The 22,096-nt window shown below is 73.6% G+C and carries 18 protein-coding genes; 12 read left to right on the forward strand and 6 right to left on the reverse strand.

The window, feature by feature from the left end:
• Positions 1-77 precede the first annotated feature (77 nt).
• The gene (locus ACN20G_RS29100) at positions 78-491 is read right to left on the reverse strand and encodes an arsenate reductase ArsC (RefSeq protein WP_424216205.1); all 414 of its coding nucleotides are present in this window, start codon (positions 489-491) and stop codon (positions 78-80) included.
• A 119-nt stretch (positions 492-610) separates the two neighbouring features.
• Here ACN20G_RS29100 and ACN20G_RS29105 point away from each other — a divergent pair, with 119 nt between their 5' ends.
• Positions 611-916 carry an ArsR/SmtB family transcription factor gene (locus tag ACN20G_RS29105; protein WP_424216206.1) on the forward strand — a complete coding sequence of 102 codons (306 nt, stop codon included), beginning with the start codon at positions 611-613 and terminating at the stop codon, positions 914-916.
• Complete coding sequence (gene arsB, locus ACN20G_RS29110) at positions 916-2,061, forward strand: ACR3 family arsenite efflux transporter (RefSeq protein WP_424216207.1); 1,146 nt, start codon at positions 916-918, stop codon at positions 2,059-2,061. The genes ACN20G_RS29105 and arsB overlap by 1 nt, the downstream gene beginning before the upstream one ends.
• Here the strand turns inward: arsB and ACN20G_RS29115 are convergent.
• Positions 2,033-3,136 (reverse strand): hypothetical protein, encoded by a 1,104-nt coding sequence (locus ACN20G_RS29115; protein ID WP_424216208.1) that lies wholly within the window; start codon positions 3,134-3,136, stop codon positions 2,033-2,035. The two genes, arsB and ACN20G_RS29115, sit on opposite strands and share 29 nt — an antisense overlap.
• Positions 3,137-3,282: 146 nt before the next feature.
• Between ACN20G_RS29115 and ACN20G_RS29120 the strand changes: the two genes are divergently transcribed.
• Positions 3,283-3,939, forward strand: coding sequence for a TetR/AcrR family transcriptional regulator (locus tag ACN20G_RS29120; protein ID WP_424216209.1), 657 nt, complete (start codon positions 3,283-3,285; stop codon positions 3,937-3,939).
• Between the two features lie 17 nt (positions 3,940-3,956).
• Here the strand turns inward: ACN20G_RS29120 and ACN20G_RS29125 are convergent, their stop codons facing one another.
• On the reverse strand, positions 3,957-4,328 hold the full coding sequence (locus tag ACN20G_RS29125) for an ArsR/SmtB family transcription factor (protein WP_424216210.1): 372 nt from the start codon (positions 4,326-4,328) through the stop codon (positions 3,957-3,959).
• A 46-nt stretch (positions 4,329-4,374) separates the two neighbouring features.
• On the reverse strand, positions 4,375-5,169 hold the full coding sequence (arsM, locus tag ACN20G_RS29130) for an arsenite methyltransferase (protein WP_424216211.1): 795 nt from the start codon (positions 5,167-5,169) through the stop codon (positions 4,375-4,377).
• A gap of 208 nt (positions 5,170-5,377) precedes the next feature.
• Here arsM and ACN20G_RS29135 point away from each other — a divergent pair, with 208 nt between their 5' ends.
• Positions 5,378-5,866, forward strand: coding sequence for a carboxymuconolactone decarboxylase family protein (locus ACN20G_RS29135; RefSeq protein ID WP_424216212.1), 489 nt, complete (start codon positions 5,378-5,380; stop codon positions 5,864-5,866).
• Between the two features lie 69 nt (positions 5,867-5,935).
• Here ACN20G_RS29135 and ACN20G_RS29140 read toward each other — a convergent pair whose 3' ends face one another.
• Positions 5,936-13,261, reverse strand: a complete 7,326-nt coding sequence (locus ACN20G_RS29140) for a LamG-like jellyroll fold domain-containing protein (protein WP_424216213.1) — start codon at positions 13,259-13,261, stop codon at positions 5,936-5,938.
• 485 nt (positions 13,262-13,746) lie between these two features.
• Complete coding sequence (locus tag ACN20G_RS29145) at positions 13,747-14,781, reverse strand: LysR family transcriptional regulator (protein WP_424216214.1); 1,035 nt, start codon at positions 14,779-14,781, stop codon at positions 13,747-13,749.
• 118 nt (positions 14,782-14,899) lie between these two features.
• Between ACN20G_RS29145 and ACN20G_RS29150 the strand changes: the two genes are divergently transcribed.
• Genes ACN20G_RS29150 through ACN20G_RS29185 form a run of 8 tightly spaced genes read left to right on the forward strand, consistent with a single transcriptional unit; the run spans position 14,900 to position 22,095 of the window.
• Positions 14,900-15,850 carry an AEC family transporter gene (locus ACN20G_RS29150; protein WP_424216215.1) on the forward strand — a complete coding sequence of 317 codons (951 nt, stop codon included), beginning with the start codon at positions 14,900-14,902 and terminating at the stop codon, positions 15,848-15,850.
• A gap of 46 nt (positions 15,851-15,896) precedes the next feature.
• On the forward strand, positions 15,897-17,558 hold the full coding sequence (gene mdcA / locus ACN20G_RS29155; protein ID WP_424216216.1) for a malonate decarboxylase subunit alpha: 1,662 nt from the start codon (positions 15,897-15,899) through the stop codon (positions 17,556-17,558).
• Between the two features lie 4 nt (positions 17,559-17,562).
• On the forward strand, positions 17,563-18,495 hold the full coding sequence (locus tag ACN20G_RS29160) for a triphosphoribosyl-dephospho-CoA synthase (RefSeq protein ID WP_424216217.1): 933 nt from the start codon (positions 17,563-17,565) through the stop codon (positions 18,493-18,495).
• Between the two features lies 1 nt (position 18,496).
• A complete protein-coding gene (locus tag ACN20G_RS29165) occupies positions 18,497-18,784 on the forward strand; it encodes a malonate decarboxylase subunit delta (RefSeq protein WP_424216218.1) in 288 nt (95 codons plus the stop codon).
• A complete protein-coding gene (locus ACN20G_RS29170; protein WP_424216219.1) occupies positions 18,781-19,629 on the forward strand; it encodes a biotin-independent malonate decarboxylase subunit beta in 849 nt (282 codons plus the stop codon). Before ACN20G_RS29165 ends, ACN20G_RS29170 begins: the two co-directional genes overlap by 4 nt.
• Positions 19,626-20,474 (forward strand): biotin-independent malonate decarboxylase subunit gamma, encoded by an 849-nt coding sequence (mdcE, locus tag ACN20G_RS29175; RefSeq protein ID WP_424216220.1) that lies wholly within the window; start codon positions 19,626-19,628, stop codon positions 20,472-20,474. The genes ACN20G_RS29170 and mdcE overlap by 4 nt, the downstream gene beginning before the upstream one ends.
• A 2-nt stretch (positions 20,475-20,476) precedes the next feature.
• On the forward strand, positions 20,477-21,151 hold the full coding sequence (locus ACN20G_RS29180) for a malonate decarboxylase holo-ACP synthase (protein WP_424216221.1): 675 nt from the start codon (positions 20,477-20,479) through the stop codon (positions 21,149-21,151).
• The gene (locus tag ACN20G_RS29185) at positions 21,148-22,095 is read left to right on the forward strand and encodes an ACP S-malonyltransferase (RefSeq protein WP_424216222.1); all 948 of its coding nucleotides are present in this window, start codon (positions 21,148-21,150) and stop codon (positions 22,093-22,095) included. Before ACN20G_RS29180 ends, ACN20G_RS29185 begins: the two co-directional genes overlap by 4 nt.
• Position 22,096 lies beyond the last annotated feature (1 nt).

Below are 22,096 nucleotides of genomic sequence, written 5' to 3' on the forward strand. Positions count from 1 at the left end.
CCGGCTCGGTGCCAGGGACAGTACCGGCGCACCACCGGGGACACGGCCCCGCCACCCCGGGGTCGGGGAAGGGAGGATCACCCGGTGGGGGGCGGGGCGATCTCGGCGATCAGGTTCTCCACGAGGGCCCTGATCTCGTCGCGGATCGGGCGGACCGCCTCGACCCCCCGGCCGGCGGGGTCCGCCAACGGCCAGTCGAGGTAGCGCTTGCCGGGAAAGACGGGGCAGGTGTCCCCGCAGCCCATCGTGACGCACACGTCGGAAGCCCGTACCGCGTCGGCGGTGAGGACCTGGGGAGTCCGGGCGGACATGTCGACGCCGACCTCGGCCATCGCGGCGACGGCGGCCGGGTTGAGGGCGTCGGCGGGGGCGGAACCGGCGGACCGGACCTCGATCCGGTCGCCGGCGAGGTGGCTCAACCAGGCGGCGGCCATCTGGGAACGGCCGGCGTTGTGGACGCAGACGAACAACACGGAGGGCTTCGCGGGCATAGGGGCCTCTTCCTCGAAGGCGGGACGGGTGGGGGCGGGGCGAGGGCGAGCCGCCCGGGGGCGAGGTCCGGACCGGCACGCGCTCGCATCAGCCTCCATTGATGTGAAAGTATCAGCCCATGCTGACTTCAGTCGACGCTGATCTGATGCGGGTGCTCGGCGACCCGCTCCGCCTGCGGATCGTCGCCCTCCTCGCGCGGGAGACGCTGTGCACCACGCACCTGGTGGAGGAGACCGGCGCCAGGCAGACCAACCTCTCCAACCACCTCAAGGTCCTGCGGGAGGCCGGGGTCGTGGACACCGAACCCTGCGGCCGGTTCACCTACTACCGCCTGCGGCCCGAGGTCCTCGAAGGACTCGCGGCCGGGTTCACGGACCTGGCCGCGACCGCGCGGGAGAGCGCCGGGAAGAAGCGGGCCTGCTGATGCCCGCCGACACCACTCCCGCCACCAGACCCACAGGCAGCACCGACGGGTCGGTGGTCGCGAGGCTGTCGACCCTCGACCGGTTCCTCGCCGTGTGGATCCTCCTCGCCATGGCCCTCGGCCTCGGGCTCGGCCGGCTGATCCCCGGACTGAACGACGCGCTCGCGAAGGTCGAGATCGGCGGGATCTCCCTGCCCATCGCCGTCGGCCTGCTGGTGATGATGTACCCGGTCCTGGCGAAGGTCCGCTACGACCGCCTGGACGCCGTCACCGGCGACAAGAGGCTCATGCTCTCCTCCCTGGCCCTGAACTGGATCCTGGGGCCGGCGGTCATGTTCGCGCTCGCCTGGACCTTCCTGCCGGACCTGCCCGAGTACCGCACCGGCCTGATCATCGTCGGCCTCGCCCGCTGCATCGCCATGGTGATCATCTGGAACGACCTCGCGTGCGGCGACCGCGAGGCCGCCGCCGTCCTCGTCGCCCTGAACTCCGTCTTCCAGGTCCTCGCGTTCGGCCTGCTCGGCTGGTTCTACCTCGACCTCCTCCCCGATTGGCTCGGCCTCGGCGACGGCCGGGCCCTGGACATCTCCACGGGGAAGATCGCGTGGAACGTGGTCGTCTTCCTCGGCGTGCCGCTGCTCGCCGGGTTCCTGACCCGCCGCGTCGGCGAGAAGAGGCTCGGCCGCGACCGGTACGAGACGAGGTTCCTGCCGAGGATCGGACCCTGGGCCCTGTACGGACTGCTGTTCACGATCGTCGTGCTCTTCGCCCTCCAGGGCAGGACCATCACCTCCCGGCCCTGGGACGTGGCCCGGATCGCGCTGCCGCTGCTGGTCTACTTCGCGATCATGTGGTTCGGGAGCTTCGCCCTCGGCAAGGCCATCGGCCTGCCCTACGACCGCACCACCACCCTCGCCTTCACGGCCGCCGGCAACAACTTCGAACTGGCCATCGCGGTGGCCATCGCCACCTTCGGCGTCACCTCCGGCCAGGCCCTCTCCGGCGTCGTCGGCCCCCTCATCGAGGTCCCCGCCCTCGTCGCCCTGGTCCACGTCTCCCTGACCTGGCGCCGCCGCTTCCCCCCGCGGACGACCCAGGGCCCGTCCGCGGTCGCGATCAGGCCGTCGGGGGGCCGGCGTCCGTGACGGGCACCACCCGACCCCGCTCCGCCGCGGCCGGATCGCAGCTCGCGCGGATCCGGCCGCGGCCGTACGTCGCGAGCGTGTGGAAGGCGGCCTTGGGCTCCCACGGCAGGCTCGGGTACGCGGTGCCGGTGCGACCCCCGTCGAGGACCTTGACCACGCCGAAGGACGCCTTGTCGAAGTCCCGGTCGTCATCGGCGTACGCGTGCGGAAGGTCGTAGCGGGCGAAGGTGTTGACGAAGGCCGCGTCGACGCCGGACGCGTCGAGGGCATCGAGGAGTTCACGCAGGCAGTCGGCCTGTTCCCGTTCGTCACGGACCACGGGGACGGTGAACCGCACCGGTCGGGCCCGGTCGTCCCACACGATGACGGCGTCCCCCCGGCCGCCGGCGTCGGCGGCCCCGCGGTAGGTGGTACAGCCGAATTCGGTGACGGCGGCCGGCCTGCCGTGGGCGGTCAACGCCCGCAGGCCGTCGGCGAACCGGTCGGCGGTCCGCGCGTCGCGGTAGCCGGCGTCGGTGGCGACGATGTCGAACGGCGTCCAGTCGACGCCCTCGAACGGAAGCGAGGCGTACCCGATCCGGCCGCCGAACCGGGCTCGCACCGCGGCGACCGCCTCGCCGAGGAAGGCGTTGACCCGGGCGGCGAGCCCGGGCAGTACGGCCCGCAACCGCTGCGGGTCTGCGAGGACGGCGGCGCGCTCCTCGAACGTGTCGCCGGGAAGCATGCCACCGGTGAAGAGGGAGATCTCCGAGCCGGTGAGGAAGACGACCTCGGCGCCCGCGCGTCGCAGCCGTTCGGCGCGTTCGGCGCTGTCGACGAGGAAGTCGAGGAGTTCTCCGGCGGTGAGTCCGTTGGTGAACGGCGAGTACCACACCTCCAGTCGGGCCTCGGCCGCGTATCGCGCGGCCGTTTCGAGCCGGTCGCGGTCACCGCCGGTGACACGTACGGCGTCGCAGCCCAGCTCGTCGCGGATGATCCGCATCTCGCGTCGGACGACGACGGGGTCGAAGGGTTCGCGGGTGGTGGTTCCCGCGCTGGTGAAACCGGTGTCGTAGGTGATGCCGAACGTGCGCACGACGCACTCCCCTCACGATATACGGTACGGGCAGTACCGTATGGGGTACTCACCGTACCTTAATCGCCTGTGGCCGTGGGCCTGCGGGATGCCGGAAGGTACGATGCGTACCGCAGATCCGGGTGTGGGGCGAGGAGGGACGACCGATGGCGCGAGCCGGCGGGGAACCGCGGCAGGCCCCGGCGACGCGGCGACGCGGCGCCGAGTTGGAGGAGGCGATCCTGCGAGCGGCCGCCGAGGTGCTGAGGGAATCCGGCGTCCCGGCCCTGACGATGGACGAGGTCGCCCGGCGGGCCGGCACGAACAAGAACGCGCTGTACCGGCGCTGGCCCAACCGCGTCGCGCTCGGCGTGGCGGCGTACCGCCGACTGGCCGCGACCGAGACCGCGCCGCCGGACACCGGCTCGCTGCGCGGCGACACCCTGGAGATGCTGCGGCGCGCGAACAGCACCTGGTCGTCACCGTACGGGGAGATCCTGCGCGGGCTGATCGCGGCCGCCGGCGGCGCTCCGGAGCTCCTGGCGCAACTGCGCGACCCGGCGGCGGACAACGCGCACGAGGCGGCCTGGCTGACCCTGCTCGGGCGGGCGGTCGCCCGCGGCGACGCCGCGCCCGAGGCACTGCACCCTCGCGTCGCGTCCGCGCCCATGGCGTTGCTGCGCAACGAGTACGTGACGCTCGGAATCCCCACCGTGCCCGACACGGTGCTCATCGAGATCGTCGACGAGGTCTTTCTGCCACTGATCCGCGGGCGGGGCCCGCGCGGCGGCACATCGACCGCCCCCGACCCGCACCGGTCGTGATCACGCGGTGGGCGGAGTCAGGGGCCGGCGACGTCGCCCAGGATTCGACCCATCGCCGCCAGGACGGAGGGTTCGACGCGGTAGTACACCCAGGTGCCGCGCCGCTCGGAGGAGAGCAGCCCGGCGTCCTTGAGCTTCTTCAGGTGATGGCTGACCGTGGGCTGGGAGACGCCGACGTCGGAGATGTCGCAGACGCACGCCTCGCCGCCCTCGTGGGAGGCGACGGCGGAGAACAGGCGCAGCCGGACCGGGTCGCCGAGGGCCTTGAACATGCGGGCGGCGACCTCGGCCTCGTCCGCGTTCATCGGCCGCTCGGTCAACGGCGGGCAGCACGGCGTCACCGTGTCGGCGGCGGGCTTCGGCGCCGGCGGCGGCTTCGTGGGCGACATGCGCCTATGTTGACATACGTCGAATCAGGCCGGTAGGGGTGCGTCGTCAGGGGCGGTCGGCGGCGGGCTTGACGGCCTTGACGATGGCCGAGTGCATGCCGTCGGCCACCGCGTGCGTCGGCGTGATGGACACCTCCGTGAATCCGGCGGCCTCCAGGCCCCGGCGGTATTCGGCGAAGGAGAGGGCGCCGGCGATGCAGCCGACGTGGTCGCCGCGTTCGGCGCGCTGCGCGGGGGTGAGGGAGTCCTCGGCGACCACGTCCGAGATCCCGATCCGGCCGCCGGCCTTGAGGACGCGGAAGGTCTCCGCGAAGACGGCCGGCTTGTCGGTGGACAGGTTGACCACGCAGTTGGAGATGACCACGTCGATCGTGCCGGCCGGCAGCGGGATCGCCTCGATGGCGCCCTTGAGGAACTCCACGTTCGCGGCGCCCGCCTTCTCGGCGTTGGCGAGCGCGAGGGCGAGCATCTCCTCCGTCATGTCCAGCCCGTACGCCTTGCCGGTCGGGCCGACCCGACGGGCGGAGAGGAGCACGTCGATGCCGCCGCCGGAGCCGAGGTCCAGGACCCGGTCACCCTCGCTCAGGTCGGCGACGGCGGCCGGGTTTCCGCAGCCCAGGGACGCGGCCACCGCCTCGGCGGGCAGTTCCCCGCGCTCGCCGTCCGCGTAGAGGCCCGCGCCGAAGTTCTCGTCGATCTCGATCGCGGCGGGCCCGCAACACGCCGACCCGCCCTCGGTGACCTGCACGGCCGCCGCCGCGTACCGGGAGCGGACCGTCTCCCGCAGCGCTTCGGCCTCCGAAGTGACGGGGGTGCCGGTGGGGGTGCTGCGCTCGGGCATGAGGGCTCCTCGGGGTTCGGGTGCGTGCCGTCGGGTTGATTCGACGACTGTCGATACAACCTTCGGGCTTGAATCGACGGACGTCAACTTCGACGGATGTCGAATCACGAATCTTCCGGCGCCTCCCGTCACATTCGCGCGCGCCCGGTCGTCAAGGGTTCGAGAACACCGAGCGGGCCGTGCAGGCCCTGTGCAAAGGAGCCCCGTGATGAGCGAGAACTCGATCTCCCGGATGCCGAACCCGGGCACGTTCGTTCCCGAGTTGAACGACGTCAGCGCCGCCCTGTTCCGGGCCACCGGCAACCGTTCCGTGCCGCGCACCACCGTGAACCTGGTCCACCTGCGGGCCGGACAGATCGTCGGCAACACCTACCTGACCGTCCTGAACACCGGTTTCCTGCGCAAGGCCGGCGAGAGCGAGGAGCGCATCACGGCCGTGTCCTCCTGGGAGGACGCCCCGTACTTCACCGAGGCCGAGCGCGCCGCCCTGTCCCTGGTCGAGGCCACCCTCCAGCCGGCCCCGCACGGTCGGGAGCGCGTCACCGACGAGCTGTACGCGGAGGTCGCCCGGCACTACGACCACAAGGCCCTGGCCACCCTGACCATCGCCATCGGACAGATCAACTTCTTCATCGCCCTGGCCGTGATCGGCAAGCCCGCACCGGTGGCCTCCCTCGCCGACGAGCAGTGGGACTGACAACGCGAAGAACGGCGCCGGCCCCGCTCACGCCGTGCGTGAACGGGGCCGGCCGGGGTGGGACGGCGGTCAGCTGAGGCCGCGGTAGTCGGCGAACAGGTTGACGATGGTCTCGCGGTGCGGGGCGAGATCGGGCAAGGCCTGGCGGATGCCGGTCTCGACCTGGCGGCGGAGTTCGTCGCGGTCGGTGACGGCGGGGTCCACGTAGGGGTCGAGTCGGCGGACCAGTTCGTAGTTGCTGGCCACGTCGGCGGTCCGCATGGCCTTCTCCAGGACCCCGCCGGCCTCCTCCTCCAGCGGGGGCAGGGTGCGGGAGACGAAGGTGACGCGGTGCATGATCCGCCAGCACGGGGGCTGGTGCGCGGACTGGCGGGCCTGCTTCAGGGCGAGGGCGTCGCGGTTGCCCGAGTCCAACCAGGTCTGGTCCACGACCTTGTTGTAGAAGTCCTCGAAGTTGGTGCGGTCGGAGTCGAGGTAGAAGGTCATGAACCGGTAGGCGTCCACGCGCCCGGGGATGGTCACGGCCTTGCCCTCGTCGTCGAAGACGGGGTTGAGGTCCGCGTCGTACTTCTGGGTGTCGCCGGGGGTGTCGACGGTGACGTCCAGGGAGAAGGACCGGGTGGCCTCCTTGGACGCGGCGCGGCTGCGGGTGATGGAGCCGCCGAGTGCGCTGTCGATCTGGAAGCCGACGCCGACGCCGAAGATCTCGAAGTCGGTGGACAGGCCGACCGAGGCCGAGCCGTTGAAGTGGTAGGAGCCGGTGGTGGTCTCGGTGACCACGTCGGTGGTGCCGGTGCTCTCGGCGAAGAACCCGCCGTCGGCGGACCACACGTAGGTGTTGACGATGTCCCGGCGGGCCAGGCCCGCCGCGTCCGCCTGGCGCTGCTTCTCGCTCGCGCCGCCGGGGCCGGGGATGGGTCCGGTGAAGCGGCTGACGAGTTCGCGGGCCTGCTCGGCGACGGGGTCCCCGAACGGGTTGAACGGGGTGCGGGAGTCGACGGCGGCGTAGTGGGCCTGGCGGCGTTGCTGGTCCTCGACGATGCGGCGCTTGAGCCGGTACGCCTCGCTGGGCTTGTAGTAGCTGTACTCGCCGTACTGGGCGGCGTTCGCCCCGTAGACCGGGTCGGTGCGCAGCTTCCAGCGGTCGGCGTCGGCGGCGTTCGCCTTCGGTTCGAGTTCGTAGCCGGCGCGGCCGTCGAGGGTGCCCTGCTTGGTGTAGAGGGGGTTCATCTCGAAGCGGATGAGGTTCCAGTCCCGGGGGATGTCGGGGTTGGGGAGCATCCGGTAGGAGACGACGGCGCCGCTGTGGGCGACGCGCAGGGCGTAGACGTCGGCGGTCTCGGACTGGACGAGGGCGTAGCCGGCGTTGGAGGGTTCGAAGCGGCGCCCGCCGTTGTCGATCTGCCGCTGCTTGCCGTCCTGGTCGGCTGGTTCGGTCTCCCAGCCGCCGCTGAGGCCGACGGTGGTGGAGCGGTCGGTCTCGGTGCCCTGGGCGACGGTGGTCTCGCTGCCCCAGCCGTAGGCGAACTCCAGGTTGACGCCGCCTTCGACGTCGAAGTCGGTCTCGACGATCGGGGCGGCGGTGCCGAAGCCGAGCGGGGCGGTGATCATCAGGGTGTCGGGGCCGCCGCCGGTGGACAGCTTGATCGCCAGCGAGCGGTCGACGGTGTGTTCGCCGCCCGAGGACAGGGTCTGGACCTCGCTGTCGGTCTGCTTGAACTCGATGTTGGTGGCGTTGATGTACGTCTGCGATCCGGGCCTGCGGGTCATGATCAGGTTCTCGGCCGGGATCGGCGGGGCGCCTTCGATGAAGCCCATCAGCTGGGGCGCGAACTGGGCCTGTCCGACCCATTCGGAGACCAGGTCGCCGAGCTTGTGGCCGGTGATCAGGTTCCAGGTGCCGCCCTGGACGTAGGCGTAGGCGCGCTTGAGGACGCCGCGGGTGGAGCGGTCCGCGAGGCGTTGCAGGTCGGCGTACTCGCCGACGGCGGGCACGCCGGTGACGGTCTGCACGAACCGGTTCTCGCCGGTGACGAACACCGGGCGGACCTCGGGGGCCTCGGAGGAGATCGGGGCGGTGGACATCAGCGGCACCGGGCGCGTGGCCTCGTCGGCCGCGAGGCCCAGGTGGAGGGCGCGGGGGCCGTGGTCGCGCAGGGTGGTGGCGTCGGCGGTGGTGGACTCGTCGTCGAAGGGCCAGTGGGCGATCAGGTCGGCGGCCTCGCCGGTGAGCCGGCCGAACATGTTGTCGAGGATCTGTTCCTCGGTGCGGGCGGTGTGCCAGACCCGCACCTCCTCCAGGACGCCCTGGTACCGCTCGACGGTGGCCGCGGCTCCGGTGCCGGTGCCGGTGCGGGCGCCGAGGGTGATCTGCGCGGGGCCGTACTCCCCGGCGGCCGGGGCGTCGGCCGCGGCCGTGGCGGCGGCCTCGGTGGCACGGCCGTCGACGTACAGGCGGAAGCGGCTGCCCTTGGGGTCGGGGTTCTTCGTCCAGCGCGGGCCGTGCAGGCGGACGGGGTGGTTGCCGGAGTCGTCGCGGGCGGTGTTGCCCTCGTTCTCCTCGAACCGCCAGTGCGCGACGAGTCCTTCGGGGCGGGCGCCGGCCTCGATCGAGGCGGGTTCGGTCTCGGGTCGGCCGCCGCCGGTCTCGGGTGCGGGTGGCAGGTCCGCGCCGAGGTCATTGCCGGTGCGGGCGACGTTCCAGATCCGGACCTCGCTGATCTGGCCGGTGAAGGACTCGGTGGTCGAGCCGCGTCGGGTCCGGCCGATCTCCAGCGGTCCGGGGTGCGAGAGGTCGGGGGCGTCGTCGTAGCGGACGGTGCCGGCGTCCTCGCCGTCGATGTGGAAGGAGATCTCCGACCAGCGGTTGACGAGCAGGGCCTCGATCGTGTCGATGGTCAGGTCGGTGGCCCTGCCGTCGACGGTGGCCTTGACGACCTTGGTGCCCTTCTTCTCCTGTCGGGAGTCGCCGAGTTTGCGGACCACGCCGATCCGGTGGAACGTGTTCGCCGTGACCCCCTTCGTCGACGTGGCCGTGACGCGCGCGCCGTCCCGGCCCTCGAAGGAGAACACCAGCTTCCCGTCCGTGCCGATGCCCAACTGGTAGGGGACCCTGCGCCCCCGCCCGTCGTCGATCCGGCCCTTGGACAGCACGCCCTGGGCCTTGGTGAGGGAGGTGGTGCGCAGGAACACCTCCAGGGTGAGGTCGCGGCCCGCGTTCAGGTCGGCCGCGTGCGCGGCCTCGGCGTAGGTCCCGTTCCCGAACTCCAGGGCCCAGGACTGTTCGAAGGCCGCCGCCACGTGCGTCCAGCGGTCGACGGGCACGGTGGCGGTGGAGGTGACGAAGCGGTTGCCGACGCCGGCCAGGAGCGTGCGCGCGCCGACCGTGGTCGCGGCGCCCAGCGCGAGGGTGAAGCGTGAGTCGGCGGCGGCGGTGCCGGTGTTGACGTGCACGATCCGGCGGGCCGCGTCGGTCCCGGTGCCGGCGCTGGGCTTCAGCCATGCCTCGACGGTCAGGTTGTCGGTCAGGCGCGCCGAGGACAGGTGGGTGTCGCCGGCCGGGAGGGTCGGCGGGGTGGTGTCGGCGGCGAAGGTCAGCGCGCGGCCGGGCAGGTCGCTCCACCAGGACGGCAGCCGGCCCGTGCCCGCCTCGGCGGCGCTCTGGTCGGTGACGGCGCCGATGATGGTGCCGGCCTTGTTGGCGAGGGAGGCCGTCACGTAGCGGGAGCCGTAGCGGGCGTGGCCGCCGGGCCGCGTGTGGGAGACCAGCGTCGGGGTGTGGGACACGGCGTGGACGGGGGCGTCGGCCGCGAGGGTGGGGGCGGGGGTGGGCAGGTGGAGGCGGATCTCGGTGGCGTCGGTGTCCACGTCCGCCGCGACGGCGAGGGCCTGCCCGCCCACGGTCACCAGGGCGCCCGCGGTCAGCGGGACGGCGGCGCCCGCGGTGAGGGTGAGCACGTCCTCCTTGACGGAGCCGACCGTGCCCACGGAGACGGGGACGGAGCGGCGGCCGTTGAGGGCGGCGGCGAGGCTCTCGGCGGAGCGGGGCAGCAGGTTCCAGGTCTCGGTGTCCAGGACCGCCCCGGGCACGATCGGCCGCGCCGTGCCGTCGGCGTTCTTCCCCGGGTCGGCGGCCTTGGCCCGCAGGGTCAGGGTGAGGGTGCACAGACCGGGCACGGCCGGGACGGACGGGGCGACCGTGATCGTCACGTCGGCCAGGTCCACGCCCGCGTCGCGGGCGGTCAGCAGCACCTCGGTGTCGTCGGTGGCGGTGAGCCGCTTGGAGGAGCGGTCCACGTTGGTGTCGTAGAACACCCCGCTCAGCCGGCCCTGGTCGTCGCGGTGGTACAGGCCGAGGTGGCCGGTGCCGCCGGGGGCGAGGAAGGGGGCGCCGGTGGCGTTGGTGAAGCCGAGGAGGGCACCGGACCAGCCGAGTCCGAGGCGGTCCTGGCCGAGGGAGACCATGGGCAGGCTCTTGGTGCTGCGGCCCTTGGTGCCGTCGGTGATCTGCCCGAGCCGGTTCTCCTTGGTCTCGATCGCGGTCCCGAGCCGCTGGATGTCCTCGTTCCACTTGGCCAGCGCGGCTTCCTTGCCGGCGAGTGCCGCGAGGCGCGCCAGGGCGGCGTTCACGCGGGCGACGGCGGCGGTCTCGGCGGCCCCGCTGGGCGTGGTGGGCACGAGGTGGAAGGTGACGCTCGTGTCCTCGGACAGCGGCCCGATCACGGACATGTGGCCGGTGGTGAGGGTGAGGGAGGTGCCCGAGCGGCGCAGGTAACCGGAGAAGTCCAGGTCCTGGTAGTGGGACAGGATCGAACGCGGCCGGTAGCGGCTGCCGTGGAGGGAGGAGCCGGCGGCTTCATCACCCATGACGCCGCTGGAGGGCTCGAACCGCAGGTCGCCGCCGTCGCCGAGGACGGTGCTCTTCTCGTCGGCGCCGGCCTTGAGGTTCTTGTTCGCCGCGACGCTCTTGAGGGTTCCCATGGCCGGGGCGCTCGGAGCGGACAGCAGCATTGCGGTCAGGCTGCTCGTCTCGCGCGTCTTCGGCGCCTCCGCCTCGGTGAAGACGAAGGACCACTTGGCCTCGCGGGCGGTGGACGGGGCGGTGCCTCCGGCCAGGACGGGGGTGAAGGTGCCGGCGGTGGCGCCCTTGGTCACGGTCAGGTGGTGGAAGACCGACACGGGGCCGCCGTCGTCGGGCGGCGGGGATCCGATGCCCGCCGGATCGAAGGCCACGACCCGGTTCATCCCCAGGGCGTCGAGGGTCGACGAGGAGGTGTAGACGTGGCACTCGCGGGTGCCGGCCTTCGTGGCCGCCAGGGCGGTGGTCTGTCCGAAGGCGGCCTTGAGCTCGGCGGTGACGCGGCCGGGCTTCTTGACGTCCGCGTCCAGGGCCCGCTTGCCGGCCTCCGCCTCGGCCAGTTCGGCGCGGAGCGTGACCAGTTCGGCCTTGAGGCGGTTCTCCTCCGCCGGGTCCACGGTCTCGACCTCGGAGCCGACGACCGGCAGGTCGAGCTGGTCGGGGAGTTGGGCGAGCCGGCCGTCGCGGCCGATCGCGAGGTCGAGGGCGGCGATCCGGCCCGCCGCGCCCGCCGTGTCGCCGGTCGCGTTCGACAGCCAGCTCAGCACCACCCGGGCCTGTCGCTTCAGGGGGCGGACGGTGCCCTCACCCGTGGTGCCCTGTTCCTGCTGCTGGTAGAGGGCGGCCGACAGGCCGCCGCCGACGGTGCGGCCGGTGACGGCGAAGGAGTCGCGTCGGATGCCCGGGGAGTCCGCGATCGGGGCCTCCGAGCTCACCCAGCGGTGTCCCGCCCCCTTGAGGGTGGCGTGTCCGGCCCGGGGGCCCTGGTCGTGCACGCGGGTGCCGCCGGCCTCGTCCATCCGGAAGTAGGCGGCCAGGCCGGGTTCGTCGCCGATCAGGCGGCGGGCGCGGGATTGGGCGATCCTCGGCAGGAGTCGGGCCCGGGACCAGACGCGGACCTCGTCCACGATCCCGGCGAAGTGCCCGGTGGTGGCGCTGCGGGCGCCGAGGAACAGTTTCGCGCCGGCCGTCGTGAGCTTGGCCAGCGGCTGCGCGCCGGCGATCTCCTCGCCGTTGACCAGGAGCGTGGCCGAGGTGCCGTCGTACACGGCCGTCAGGTGCGTGTAGGTGTCGGCCGGGACCGCTCCGTCCGGGCTGGTGAGGCTCGCCTCGCCGTGGGCGAGGGAGAGCGCGCCGGCCTCCGTCACGGAGAGGGCGATGCCCGCCGTCCCGGTGGCGAGGACGGTGCCGCCGGCCGTGTCGGGGCGGACCCACGCCTCGATCGTGTAGGCCCCGGTGCCCAGGCCGGCGGGTGCGGCGCCCTCGGCGTAGGGCTTGCCCGTGGCTCCGGTGAGCTTGAGGGCCGATTCGGCGAAGTCCGGTTCGGGTTGGACCGGCACGAGCGGTTCACGGGTGAAGGGGCACTCCCCCGGTTCACGTTCCAGGACGGCGTCGCGGTAGGCGGGGTCCGGGCTGGTCCACAGTTGTTCGCCCTGGGTGTCGAAGAGGCCGTCCGCGCCCTGGCCGACGTTGATCGCGTCGATGCGGCCGGAGCTCGCGTTGTGGACGAAGAACTGCCAGCGCCGGGTGTCGGCGATGATCGTGGGCAGGGTCAGGACCGCGAAGCGGCCTTCGGTGCCCGTGCCCACGAAGGCCAGTTCCAGGGTGGGTTCGTGGAAGGGCCGGTCGTTCATGTCGCTGGTGCCGAGGGTGTCCTTGGCGGTGGCGGGCCTGCTGCGGTGCCGGCTGCGGCGGTAGCGGACCTCGCGCACGGGGAGCAGTTCGGGGCCGGCGAGGACGAAGCGGTCACAGAGCAGGGCCGACGCGGCCACCGTCGCGTTCGTCGCGCCCCCGGTGGTCGTGGCGCCGGTCAGCTCGCCCTCGGCGGTGCGGTGCACGGCGTCGGCGTGCCCGGCGGGGACGGCCTGGCGGAACACGAACACGTGCCGGCCGTCGGAGACCACCTGGAAGGGGGCGTTCGCGGTGAGCCGGCCGGTTCCGGAGCGGTGGGGGTCGATCTCCGCGTCGGGGACCACCTCGCCGGGTGCGAGCTCCACGCGTCCGCCGAGCCGGACCCGGGGCATGGTCTCGGCGCCTATGGCGGCGGCGCCGGCGCGGGTGATCTCGCCGGGGAAGGGCAGGGGGCGCGGGTCGTCGGCCCAGTGGCGCACGTCGAGGTCGGCGTGGCCGATCCCGTCGTCGTCGTGGGCGGGGGCCGTCGTCTTCCCGTCCAGGTCCAGGACGCTGTAGTACAGGCGTCGCTCGTCGTCGAGCGCGAAGGAGATCAGCGTCCCCTGGTGGCGCACCAGGGTGGTGTGCGTGTAGGTCCGCTCGCCGTAGGTCTTCAGCCTGTTGCCGGCCGGTCGCTCGCTGGGCACCCGTTCACGTTCCCTTCCGGAGGGCCCCACCGGCCCCCTCGGAACACGACGATCCCGGATGCGACCGGGCTCTCGCCAGACCATGATCGACTTTGGCGGGATCTCGCAGGGTGACGGGCCCGTCACGCTGCGGCGGAGCCCGGCGCGGGCCGAAAACTGTCCGAACCGGATGTCACTCGAACGTGCGACTGGTGGTTCACCGGATCGTGTGTGAGGGCAGCGGGCGCCCGGCCCGTGGCGCCCCCGCCCCCCGTGCGCGGATCCTGTCGCACGGGGGGTCGGGGCGGGTGACCTCCGTCCGGTCGCGGCGGGTCCGCCCTGGAGGGAGCGGGCCCGACGGGTCCGGAAGCGGTGCTTGCCCACCGCGTCACCGGTCACCACACCGGACGGGGGCGAGGGACCACGGATCCCCGTCCCCGTCCGGGGCGGAAGGGGGCGCGTGCGACGCGCCCCACCTCATGTATACCAAACCCAGACCAGACCGTTCATGGGCCGTTCGGCCGATCCGGCGCGCTCCGGTGGGCGCGCAGGAACTCGCGAACCAGGGTCGCGGCCGGGGGACGCACCGCGTGGCCCGCCCAGGCCAGGCACAGCGGGCGGGTCGCGGCCGGGCCGCCCGGGGCGCGGGTGAGGGCGAGGTCGACGGTGCCCGGGTGGGGGCTGCCCTCGTGGGGCAGGACGGCGATGCCCATGCCCGCCGCGACCAGGGCGCGCACGGTGTCGGTGGCGTCGGTCTCCAACGCGATCCGGGGCGAGAACCCGGCCTCCCGGCACAGGGCGTCGGCGAGGAGCCGCGTGCCGTACTCCCGGGTCATCGCCACGAAGGGCTCGTCGCGCGCGCCGGCGAGGGCCACGCGCGCGCGACCGGCCCAGCGGTGGCCGGTGGGCACGACGAGGCGCAGTTCCTGTTCCCACAGGACCTCGCTCTCGATCCCGGCCGCGTCGGGCGCCGGGGCGATGAGGCAGAGGTCCACGTCACCGGAGCGGAGCAGTTCGATCATCCGGGGCGAGGACGCCTCGGTGAGCACGAAGCGGACGGCGGGGTGCTCCGCGTGGAAGGCGCCGAGGAGGGCGGGGACCACGCGGGGGCCGAGGGACTTCAGGTGGGCCAGCCGCACCAGGCCGTGTTCGGCGTCGGCGTCGGCGGCGATCTCCTGGCCGGCGAGGTCGAGCAGGGCCAGGGCCTGTTCGGCGCGCTCCAGCAGGCGCCGGCCCTGGGGGGTGAGCCGGATGCCGCGCCCGACGTGGAGGAAGAGGGGCACGGAGAGCAGCGATTCCAGGCGGGACATCGTGCGGGACAGGGTCGGCTGGCTCACGCCGAGGAGGTCGGCCGCGTGGGTGAGGTGCTCCTCCCGGGCCACGACGGCGAACTGGGCGAGGTAGGGGGCGAGGGCGCCGACCAGGCTCCCCGACCCCGGAGGCTCGTACGGTCCGGGCCCGCCCTGCGGCCCGTGCGGCCCGGCCGGCCCCCGTGGCCCGTGCGGCCCGTTCGGCTCGTTCGGCGGTGTGCCCCCGGTCACGTCACCCGGTCCCTTTCTTGGCATCCTCGCAGCTCAGATGCTATTCATGCAGAAATTTCGGGAACCTCTCACACCGGTACATTAGCGCCCGATAAGCGCATATCCCATCGTGATGACCATGGCCAACGAGATCGCTACCGCTTTGCTTCCGGTCTTCTTCGCGCTGGCGCTCGGCTACGGCGCGGGCAAGCGCGGGTTCATCGACAATCAGAACGTCTCCTCCCTCAACCACCTGGTGATGGTCTTCGCCATCCCGGCCTCCCTCTTCGTGTCGATCTCCTCCAAGGACCGCACGGACATCACCTCGCACGGCACGTTCATCGCGGTGGTCGTCATCGCCATGCTCGTCGTCTACGCCCTCACCCTCTGGCTGCAACTCAAGGTCTTCAAGCTCGACAAGGGCTCGGCGGCCGTGCAGGCCCTGACGGTCGGCTTCCCGAACTTCGCCTCCATCGGCCTGCCGCTGGCCGCGGCCGTGGTCGGCGACACGGGCGCCATCGCCGTGGCGATCTGCATCGCGCTGGGCTCCATGACCATCTCGCCGCTGACCCTGGCCCTGCTGGAGGACGCCCGGCTCGGCCCCGACGCCCCCGGGTCCACGCTGTCCCGCTTCGGCGCCGCGCTCGGCAAGTCCGTCCGCAAGCCGATCTTCTGGGCGCCGATGCTCGCGTTCACGCTGGTCCTGTGCGGGGTGCACATGCCGGTGCTGATCGAGAAGACCCTCACCCCCATCGGCACCGCGGGCGCCGGCGCGGCCCTCTTCCTGACCGGCCTGGTGCTCTCCGCGCAGAAGGTGTCCTTCGACGCGAACGTCGCGTTCGGCATCGTGGTGAAGAACGCGCTGATGCCGCTGTTCGTGTGGGGACTGTGCCTGCTGTTCGGCATGGACCGCACCAACACCACCCAGGCCGTGCTCCTGACCGCGATCCCCTCCGGGTTCTTCGGCCTGGTCTTCGGCGCGAACTTCGGGGTCCGGCCCAAGGTGTCGGGATCGACCCTGCTGCTGTCCACGCTCGCGGGCATCGCCTCCCTGTCGGTGGTCATCGCCCTGCTGCCCCGGCACGTGTGAGCCACCGGCGCGCGGACCCCCTCCCCCTCGTACCCAAGGAACCCCCATGAACCAGCCCACAGCCTGGGACACCCGACGCCAGGACAAGGCGGCCCGCCTGCGGGCCGCGGCCCCCCTCGCCACCGGCAAGGTCATTCCCACCGAGAAGGCCGTCGAGGCCCTGGAGGCCCTGGTCAGGCCCGGGGACAAGCTCGTCCTGGAGGGCGACAACCAGAAGCAGGCCGACTTCCTGAGCCGCTCCCTGGCCGCCGTGGACCCGGGGCGCGTGCACGACCTGCACCTGCTGATCTCCTCCTTCTCGCGGCCCGAGCAGCTCGACCTCTTCGAGGACGGCATCGCGAGCCGGACCGACTTCGCCTACGCCGGCGCCCAGTCCACCCGCGTCGCCCAGCTCCTGGCCGACGGCAAGCTGGAGATCGGCGCGATCCACACCTATCTGGAGCTGTACGGCCGCTTCTTCGTGGACCTCGTGCCGAACGTGGCCCTGGTCGCCGCCAACTCCGCCGACCGCGACGGCAACCTGTACACCGGGCCCAACACCGAGGACACCCCGACCATCGTCGAGGCCACCGCCTTCAAGGACGGCATCGTCATCGCCCAGGTCAACGAACTGGTCGACGGCCCCGAGCAGTTGCCGCGCGTGGACGTCCCCGGCGGCTGGGTCGACTTCGTCGTCGTCGCCGACCGGCCCTATCAGATCGAGCCGCTGTTCACCCGCGACCCCCGCCTCATCACCGAGGTGCAGATCCTGATGGCGATGATGGCCATCCGCGGGGTGTACGAGCGCCACACGGTGACCTCGCTCAACCACGGCGTCGGCTTCGACACCGCCGCGATCGAGCTGCTGCTCCCCACCTACGGCGCCTCCCTGGGCCTGCGCGGCAAGATCGCCAAGAACTGGGTGCTCAACCCGCACCCCACCCTGATCCCCGCCATCGAGTCCGGCTGGGTCGAGTCCGTCGTGGCCTTCGGCGGCGAGGTCGGCATGGAGGAGTACTGCCGCGCCCGCCCCGACGTCTTCGCCACCGGCCGGGACGGCTACCTCCGCTCCAACCGGATGATCGCGCAGGCCGCCGGCCACTACGCCGCCGACATGTTCATCGGCTCCTCCCTCCAGATCGACCGCGACGCGAACTCCTCGACCGTCACCCACGGCCGGCTCACCGGCTTCGGCGGCGCCCCCAACATGGGGGCCGACGCGCGCGGCCGGCGGCACGCCTCCCCCGCGTGGCTCGACCTCGCCCGCGTCGAGAGCGGCGAATCCGGCGGGATCGAACGCGGCCGCAAGCTCGTCGTGCAGACCGTCGAGACCTTCGCCAAGGGCGGGGTGCCCAAGCTGGTCGAGAGCCTGGACGCGGTCTCCGTGGGCCGCGACGCGGGCCTGCCCGTGGCACCCGTCATGATCTACGGCGAGGACGTCACCCACGTCATCACCGAGGAGGGCGTCGCCTACCTGTACAAGGCGCGCGACCTGGAGGAACGCCGCGAGGCCCTGGCCGCCGTCGCCGGCGTCAGCCCGATCGCCGGCCGGCACGACGCCGCGCGCGAGGAACGCCTGCGCCGCGACGGGCTGATCGCCCTCCCCGCCGACCTGCGGGTGGACCCGACCCAGGCCAAACGCTCCCTCCTCGCCGCCCGCTCCGTGGAGGACCTCGTCACCTGGTCCGGCGGGCTGTACAACCCGCCCGCCAAGTTCCGCAGCTGGTGACCCGATGACCCTCCTCTCCCCCCTCCGCCCGCCGGCCCCCGCCGCCGGCGCGTCCGCCGACCGGATCGCCGACCTGGCGAGCGCCGCCCTGATCGCCGAGGCCGAGCTCACCCCCAAGCCGGGCCTGGTCGACGCCGCCGGCAGCGGCGCCCACCACGACATGGACCTCGCGCTGCTGCTGAAGTCCGCCCGCGTCCTGCGCGACCCCTTCGCCGAGATGGCCCGCGCCGCCGCCCGCGCCGGCCGGCCCTCCCCCGAACTGCGCGCCGAACTGGCCCGCGTCGGCCGCCGGGCCGAGACCCGCATGCTCACCGCCACCGGCGGGGTCAACACCCACCGCGGGGCGATCTGGGCCCTGGGCCTGCTGACCGGCGCCGCCGCCCTCACCCCGCGCGCCGGCCACTCGCCCCGCTCCTTCACCGACGCCCTGTGCGCCACGGCCGGCCGGATCGCCGCCCACCCCGACCCCGCCGCCCCCGTCACCGGCCCCTCCCACGGCCGACTCGCGGCCCTGCGCCACGGCGCCGGCGGGGCCCGCGCCGAGGCCGCCGCCGGATTCCCGCACGTCCGCCTCGCCCTCGCCGCCCTGCGCCGCTCCCGCGCCGCCGGCGGCGACGAGGACTCCGCCCGACTCGACGCCCTGCTCGCCGTCATCGCCTCCCTGCCCGACACCTGCCTCCTGCACCGGGGCGGCCCCGAGGGCCTCGCCGCCGCCCAAGGCGGCGCCCGCGCCGTCCTCGACGCGGGCGGCAGCGCCGGCGCCCCGGGCCGCGCCGCCCTCCTGCGGCTCGACGCCGACCTGACCGCCCGCGGCCTCTCCCCCGGCGGCTCCGCCGACCTGCTCGCCGCCGCGCTCCACGCCGACGCCCTGAGCCGACCCGCCGGCACCACCGCCGACTCCACCACCGCCGACTCCACCCCCTTCGACAGGAGTTGAGATGAAACAGCTCACCCACACCTTCCCCGGCAGCACCCGGGCCGCCCGCCGGGCCCACGTCGGCGTCGTCGGCTCCGGCGACCTGGAGATCCTCGTCGAACCCGCCGACAGCGGCGTCACCGTCCACCTGCGCACCAGCGTCGACGGCTTCGACACCATCTGGCAGGCCGTCCTCGAACGCTTCTTCTCCCGCACCGACCTCGCCGCCACCGTCCACATCAACGACTTCGGCGCCACCCCCGGCACCGTGGCACTGCGACTGGCCCAGGCCGTGGAGGCCGCACGATGAACAGCACCCCGCCCGTCCTCCCCGACGCGTTCACCGAACTCCCGGCCCGCGAACGGGCCCGCGCCATCCTCGACGAGGGCAGCTTCCGCGAACTGATCGACCCCTTCGAACGCCTCGAATCCCCCCACCTCGCCCCCCAGGGCATCGTCCCCCAGGCCGACGACGGCGCCGTCGTCGCCCGCGGCACCATCGACGGCGAACGCGCCGTGGTCGTCGCCCTCGACGGCAGGTTCCAGGGCGGCGGCATCGGCGAGGTCTGCGGCGCCAAACTCGCCGGCTCCCTCGAACTCGCCGCCCGCGACTGGGAGAACGGCGTCGCGACCCGCGCCGTGATCCTGCTGGAGACCGGCGGCATCCGCCTCCAGGAGGCCAACCTCGGCCTCCTCGCCATCGCCGACATCCACGCCGCGATCGTCCGCCTGCGCCGCCACACCCCGGTCGTCGGCGTCATCGCCGGCATGGTCGGCTGCTACGGCGGCATGGGCATCGCCGCCGGACTCTGCTCCCACCTGATCATGACCCGCCAGGGCCGGCTCGCCCTCAACGGACCCGAGGTCATCGAACAGGAGGCCGGGGTCACCGAACTCGACTCCAAGGACCGGGCCGGCATCTGGGCCATGGCCGGCGGCGCCCAACGCGTGGCCGTCCACCTCGCCGACACCCTCGTCGACGACGACACCGCCGCCGTGCGGGACGCCGTCCGCGCGGTCCACACCGCCGGCCCCGCCCCGACCCCGCGCAGCGCCCGGATCGAGCCCGCCCTCGCCCTCCTCGCCGCCGTCGACACCGAGAACAAGCCCGGCCCGCAGGACCTGCGCGACCTGGTGAACGGAGCACCCCGATGACCACCGACCCCCGGCCCACCCCCGACCCGACCGCCTCCCGGGGCCGCACCTGGTTCGCACGCCTCACCGCGACGGGCACCGAAACGGAGGCCGGGGCCACGAGCCCGGGACCGATCGGCTCCGTCCTCTCCGCCCCCGCCCCCCTGGGCGACACGTCCGCCTGGTTCCTCGCCGTCGTCCCCGACCCCCAGGGCCGCTTCCCCCGCGCCCACCGCGGCGAGGTCGGACTGGAGGAGGGCTGGCACCTGGCCGCCGAGGTCCGCGCCGTCGTCGAGGCCGACGCCGACCTGCCGCCCGAGGCCAAACGACCCGTCGTCGCGATCGTCGACGTCCCCAGCCAGGCATACGGCCACCGCGAGGAACTCGTCGGCATCCACCAGGCCCTCGCCGCCGCCGTCGACGCCTACGCCACCGCCCGCCTCGCCGGACACCCCGTCATCGCCTTCGTCGTCGGCAACGCCATCTCCGGCGCGTTCCTCGCCCACGGCCTCCAGGCCGACCGGATCATCGCCCTCGACGACGAGGCCGTGCAGGTCCAGGTCATGAGCAAGCAGGCCACCGCCCGCATCACCCGCCGCACCCTGGCCGAACTCGCCGAAGCCGCCGAGAAGGTCCCCGCGACCGCCTACGACGGCGCCTCCTTCGCCAAACTCGGCGCCCTGCACCGACTGATCCCCGGCGACTGCGACACCCCCACGGCGCTGGCCGCCCTCGCCGAGGCCGCCGCCGACGCGCGCCGCGGCCCGCACGACCTCTCCCCCCGCCTCACCTCCCCCGAGGCCCTGCGCGCCCGCGCCGCGTCCGTCGAGACCCGCCGGCGCCTCGCCGCGAGCTGGGAGGGGTGAGCATGACCGGGCCGGGCGCGCCCACCGCCGCACCCCGGCCGCACGACCTGCTGCGGATCACCGACCCGGCCCGCGTCCTGCCGGCCGACCCCGCCCGGGACCCCGAGGCCCTGCGGGCGGCCCTCAACCGCGCGCCCTGGGTCGTCGTGCGCCGCGACACCCGCGACGGGCGGACCCTGCCGGTCGGGGTCCGCGGATCCACCCGCGCCGCACGCTGGGCCGCCCGCGTGCCCCTCGACGCCGTCGCCGAGACCCTCACCCCGGCGGCCCTGCTGCGCCGCGCCCGCCCACCCCACCGGGACCTGCCCGCCCTGCACGCCCTCGCCGCCCTGGCCGGACGGCCCCGGCCCGCCTGGGTGAGGTCCTGGGGCCCGGGCGGCAGCACGGCCTTCGAACTCGCCACCGGCGCCCCCACCGTCGGCCCCGGCAGCGACCTCGACCTCGTGGCCGACACCCCCGAACCGGTCACCCCCGACGAGGCAGCCCGCCTCCTGACCGCCCTCGCCCACCTCACCCGGCACCCCGTGCGCGTCGACCTCCAGCTCCAGACCCCGCACGGGGCCGTGGCCGCCGCCGAACTCGCCCGCGACGAAGGCCGCGTCCTGCTGCGCACCGACACCGGCCCCTTCCTCGTCACCGACCCCTGGGCACCCCCACCCCCCGCGGAGCCCCGATGACCACCGCCCTGCTCTTCCCCGGCCAGGGCGAACAGCGCCCCGGCATGCTCCACGACCTCCCCGACCACCCGGCCGTCGCCCGGACCCTGGACGAGATCTCCGACGCCCTCGACCTCGACGTCCGCACCCTGGACACGGCCGAGGCCCTGCGCTCCAACGCCGCCGCCCAACTCGCCCTGTTCAGCGCCTCCCTCGCCACGTACCGCGCCCTGCACGCCCTGGGCGTGCGCCCCGAGCACGTGGCCGGCCACTCCATCGGCGCCTTCGCCGCCGCCGTCGCCTGCGGGGCCCTGACCCTCGGGGACGCGGCCCGCGCCGTCCGCGTGCGCGGCGCCGCCATGGAACGCGCGTACCCCAGCGGGTACGGCATGGGGGTGGTGCTGGGCCTGCCCGAACCGGCGGTCGTCCGGATCGTCGAGAGCGTCCACACCCCCGAGTCGCCCGTCCACCCCGCCAACGTCAACGCCCCGCTCCAGATCGCCGTGTCGGGCGCGCTGCCGGCCGTGGACCGGGTCCTGGCCCTCGCCCTGGAGCACGGGGCGGCCAAGGCCCGCCGGCTCGCGGTGTCCGTCCCCGCCCACTGCCCGCTGATGGCGGCGGCCCGGGCGGAACTGGCCGCGCACCTGGCGCGGGTGCCGTTCACCCGCCCGGGCACCCCGTTCGCGGGAAACGCGGGGGGTCGCACCCTGCGCACGGCCGAGGCCGTGCACGCGGACCTCGTGGACTCCCTGACCCGTCCCGTGCGCTGGCACGAGGCCACGTGCGTGCTGCGCGAACGGGGTGTGGACCTCTTCGTGCAGGTCTCCCCCGGCGACACCCTGGCCCGGCTCGCGGCCACCGCCTTTCCCGAGGCCCGCGTCACCTGTCTGCGGGCCGACACCCCCGAGCACGTCGCGGAACTCGTGGCCTGGACGGCCGGCCAGCGCGCGCGACACCGTCCATGAC

Origin of the sequence: Streptomyces dryopteridis, from assembly GCF_049606955.1 — a bacterium.
Classification (GTDB): domain Bacteria; phylum Actinomycetota; class Actinomycetes; order Streptomycetales; family Streptomycetaceae; genus Streptomyces.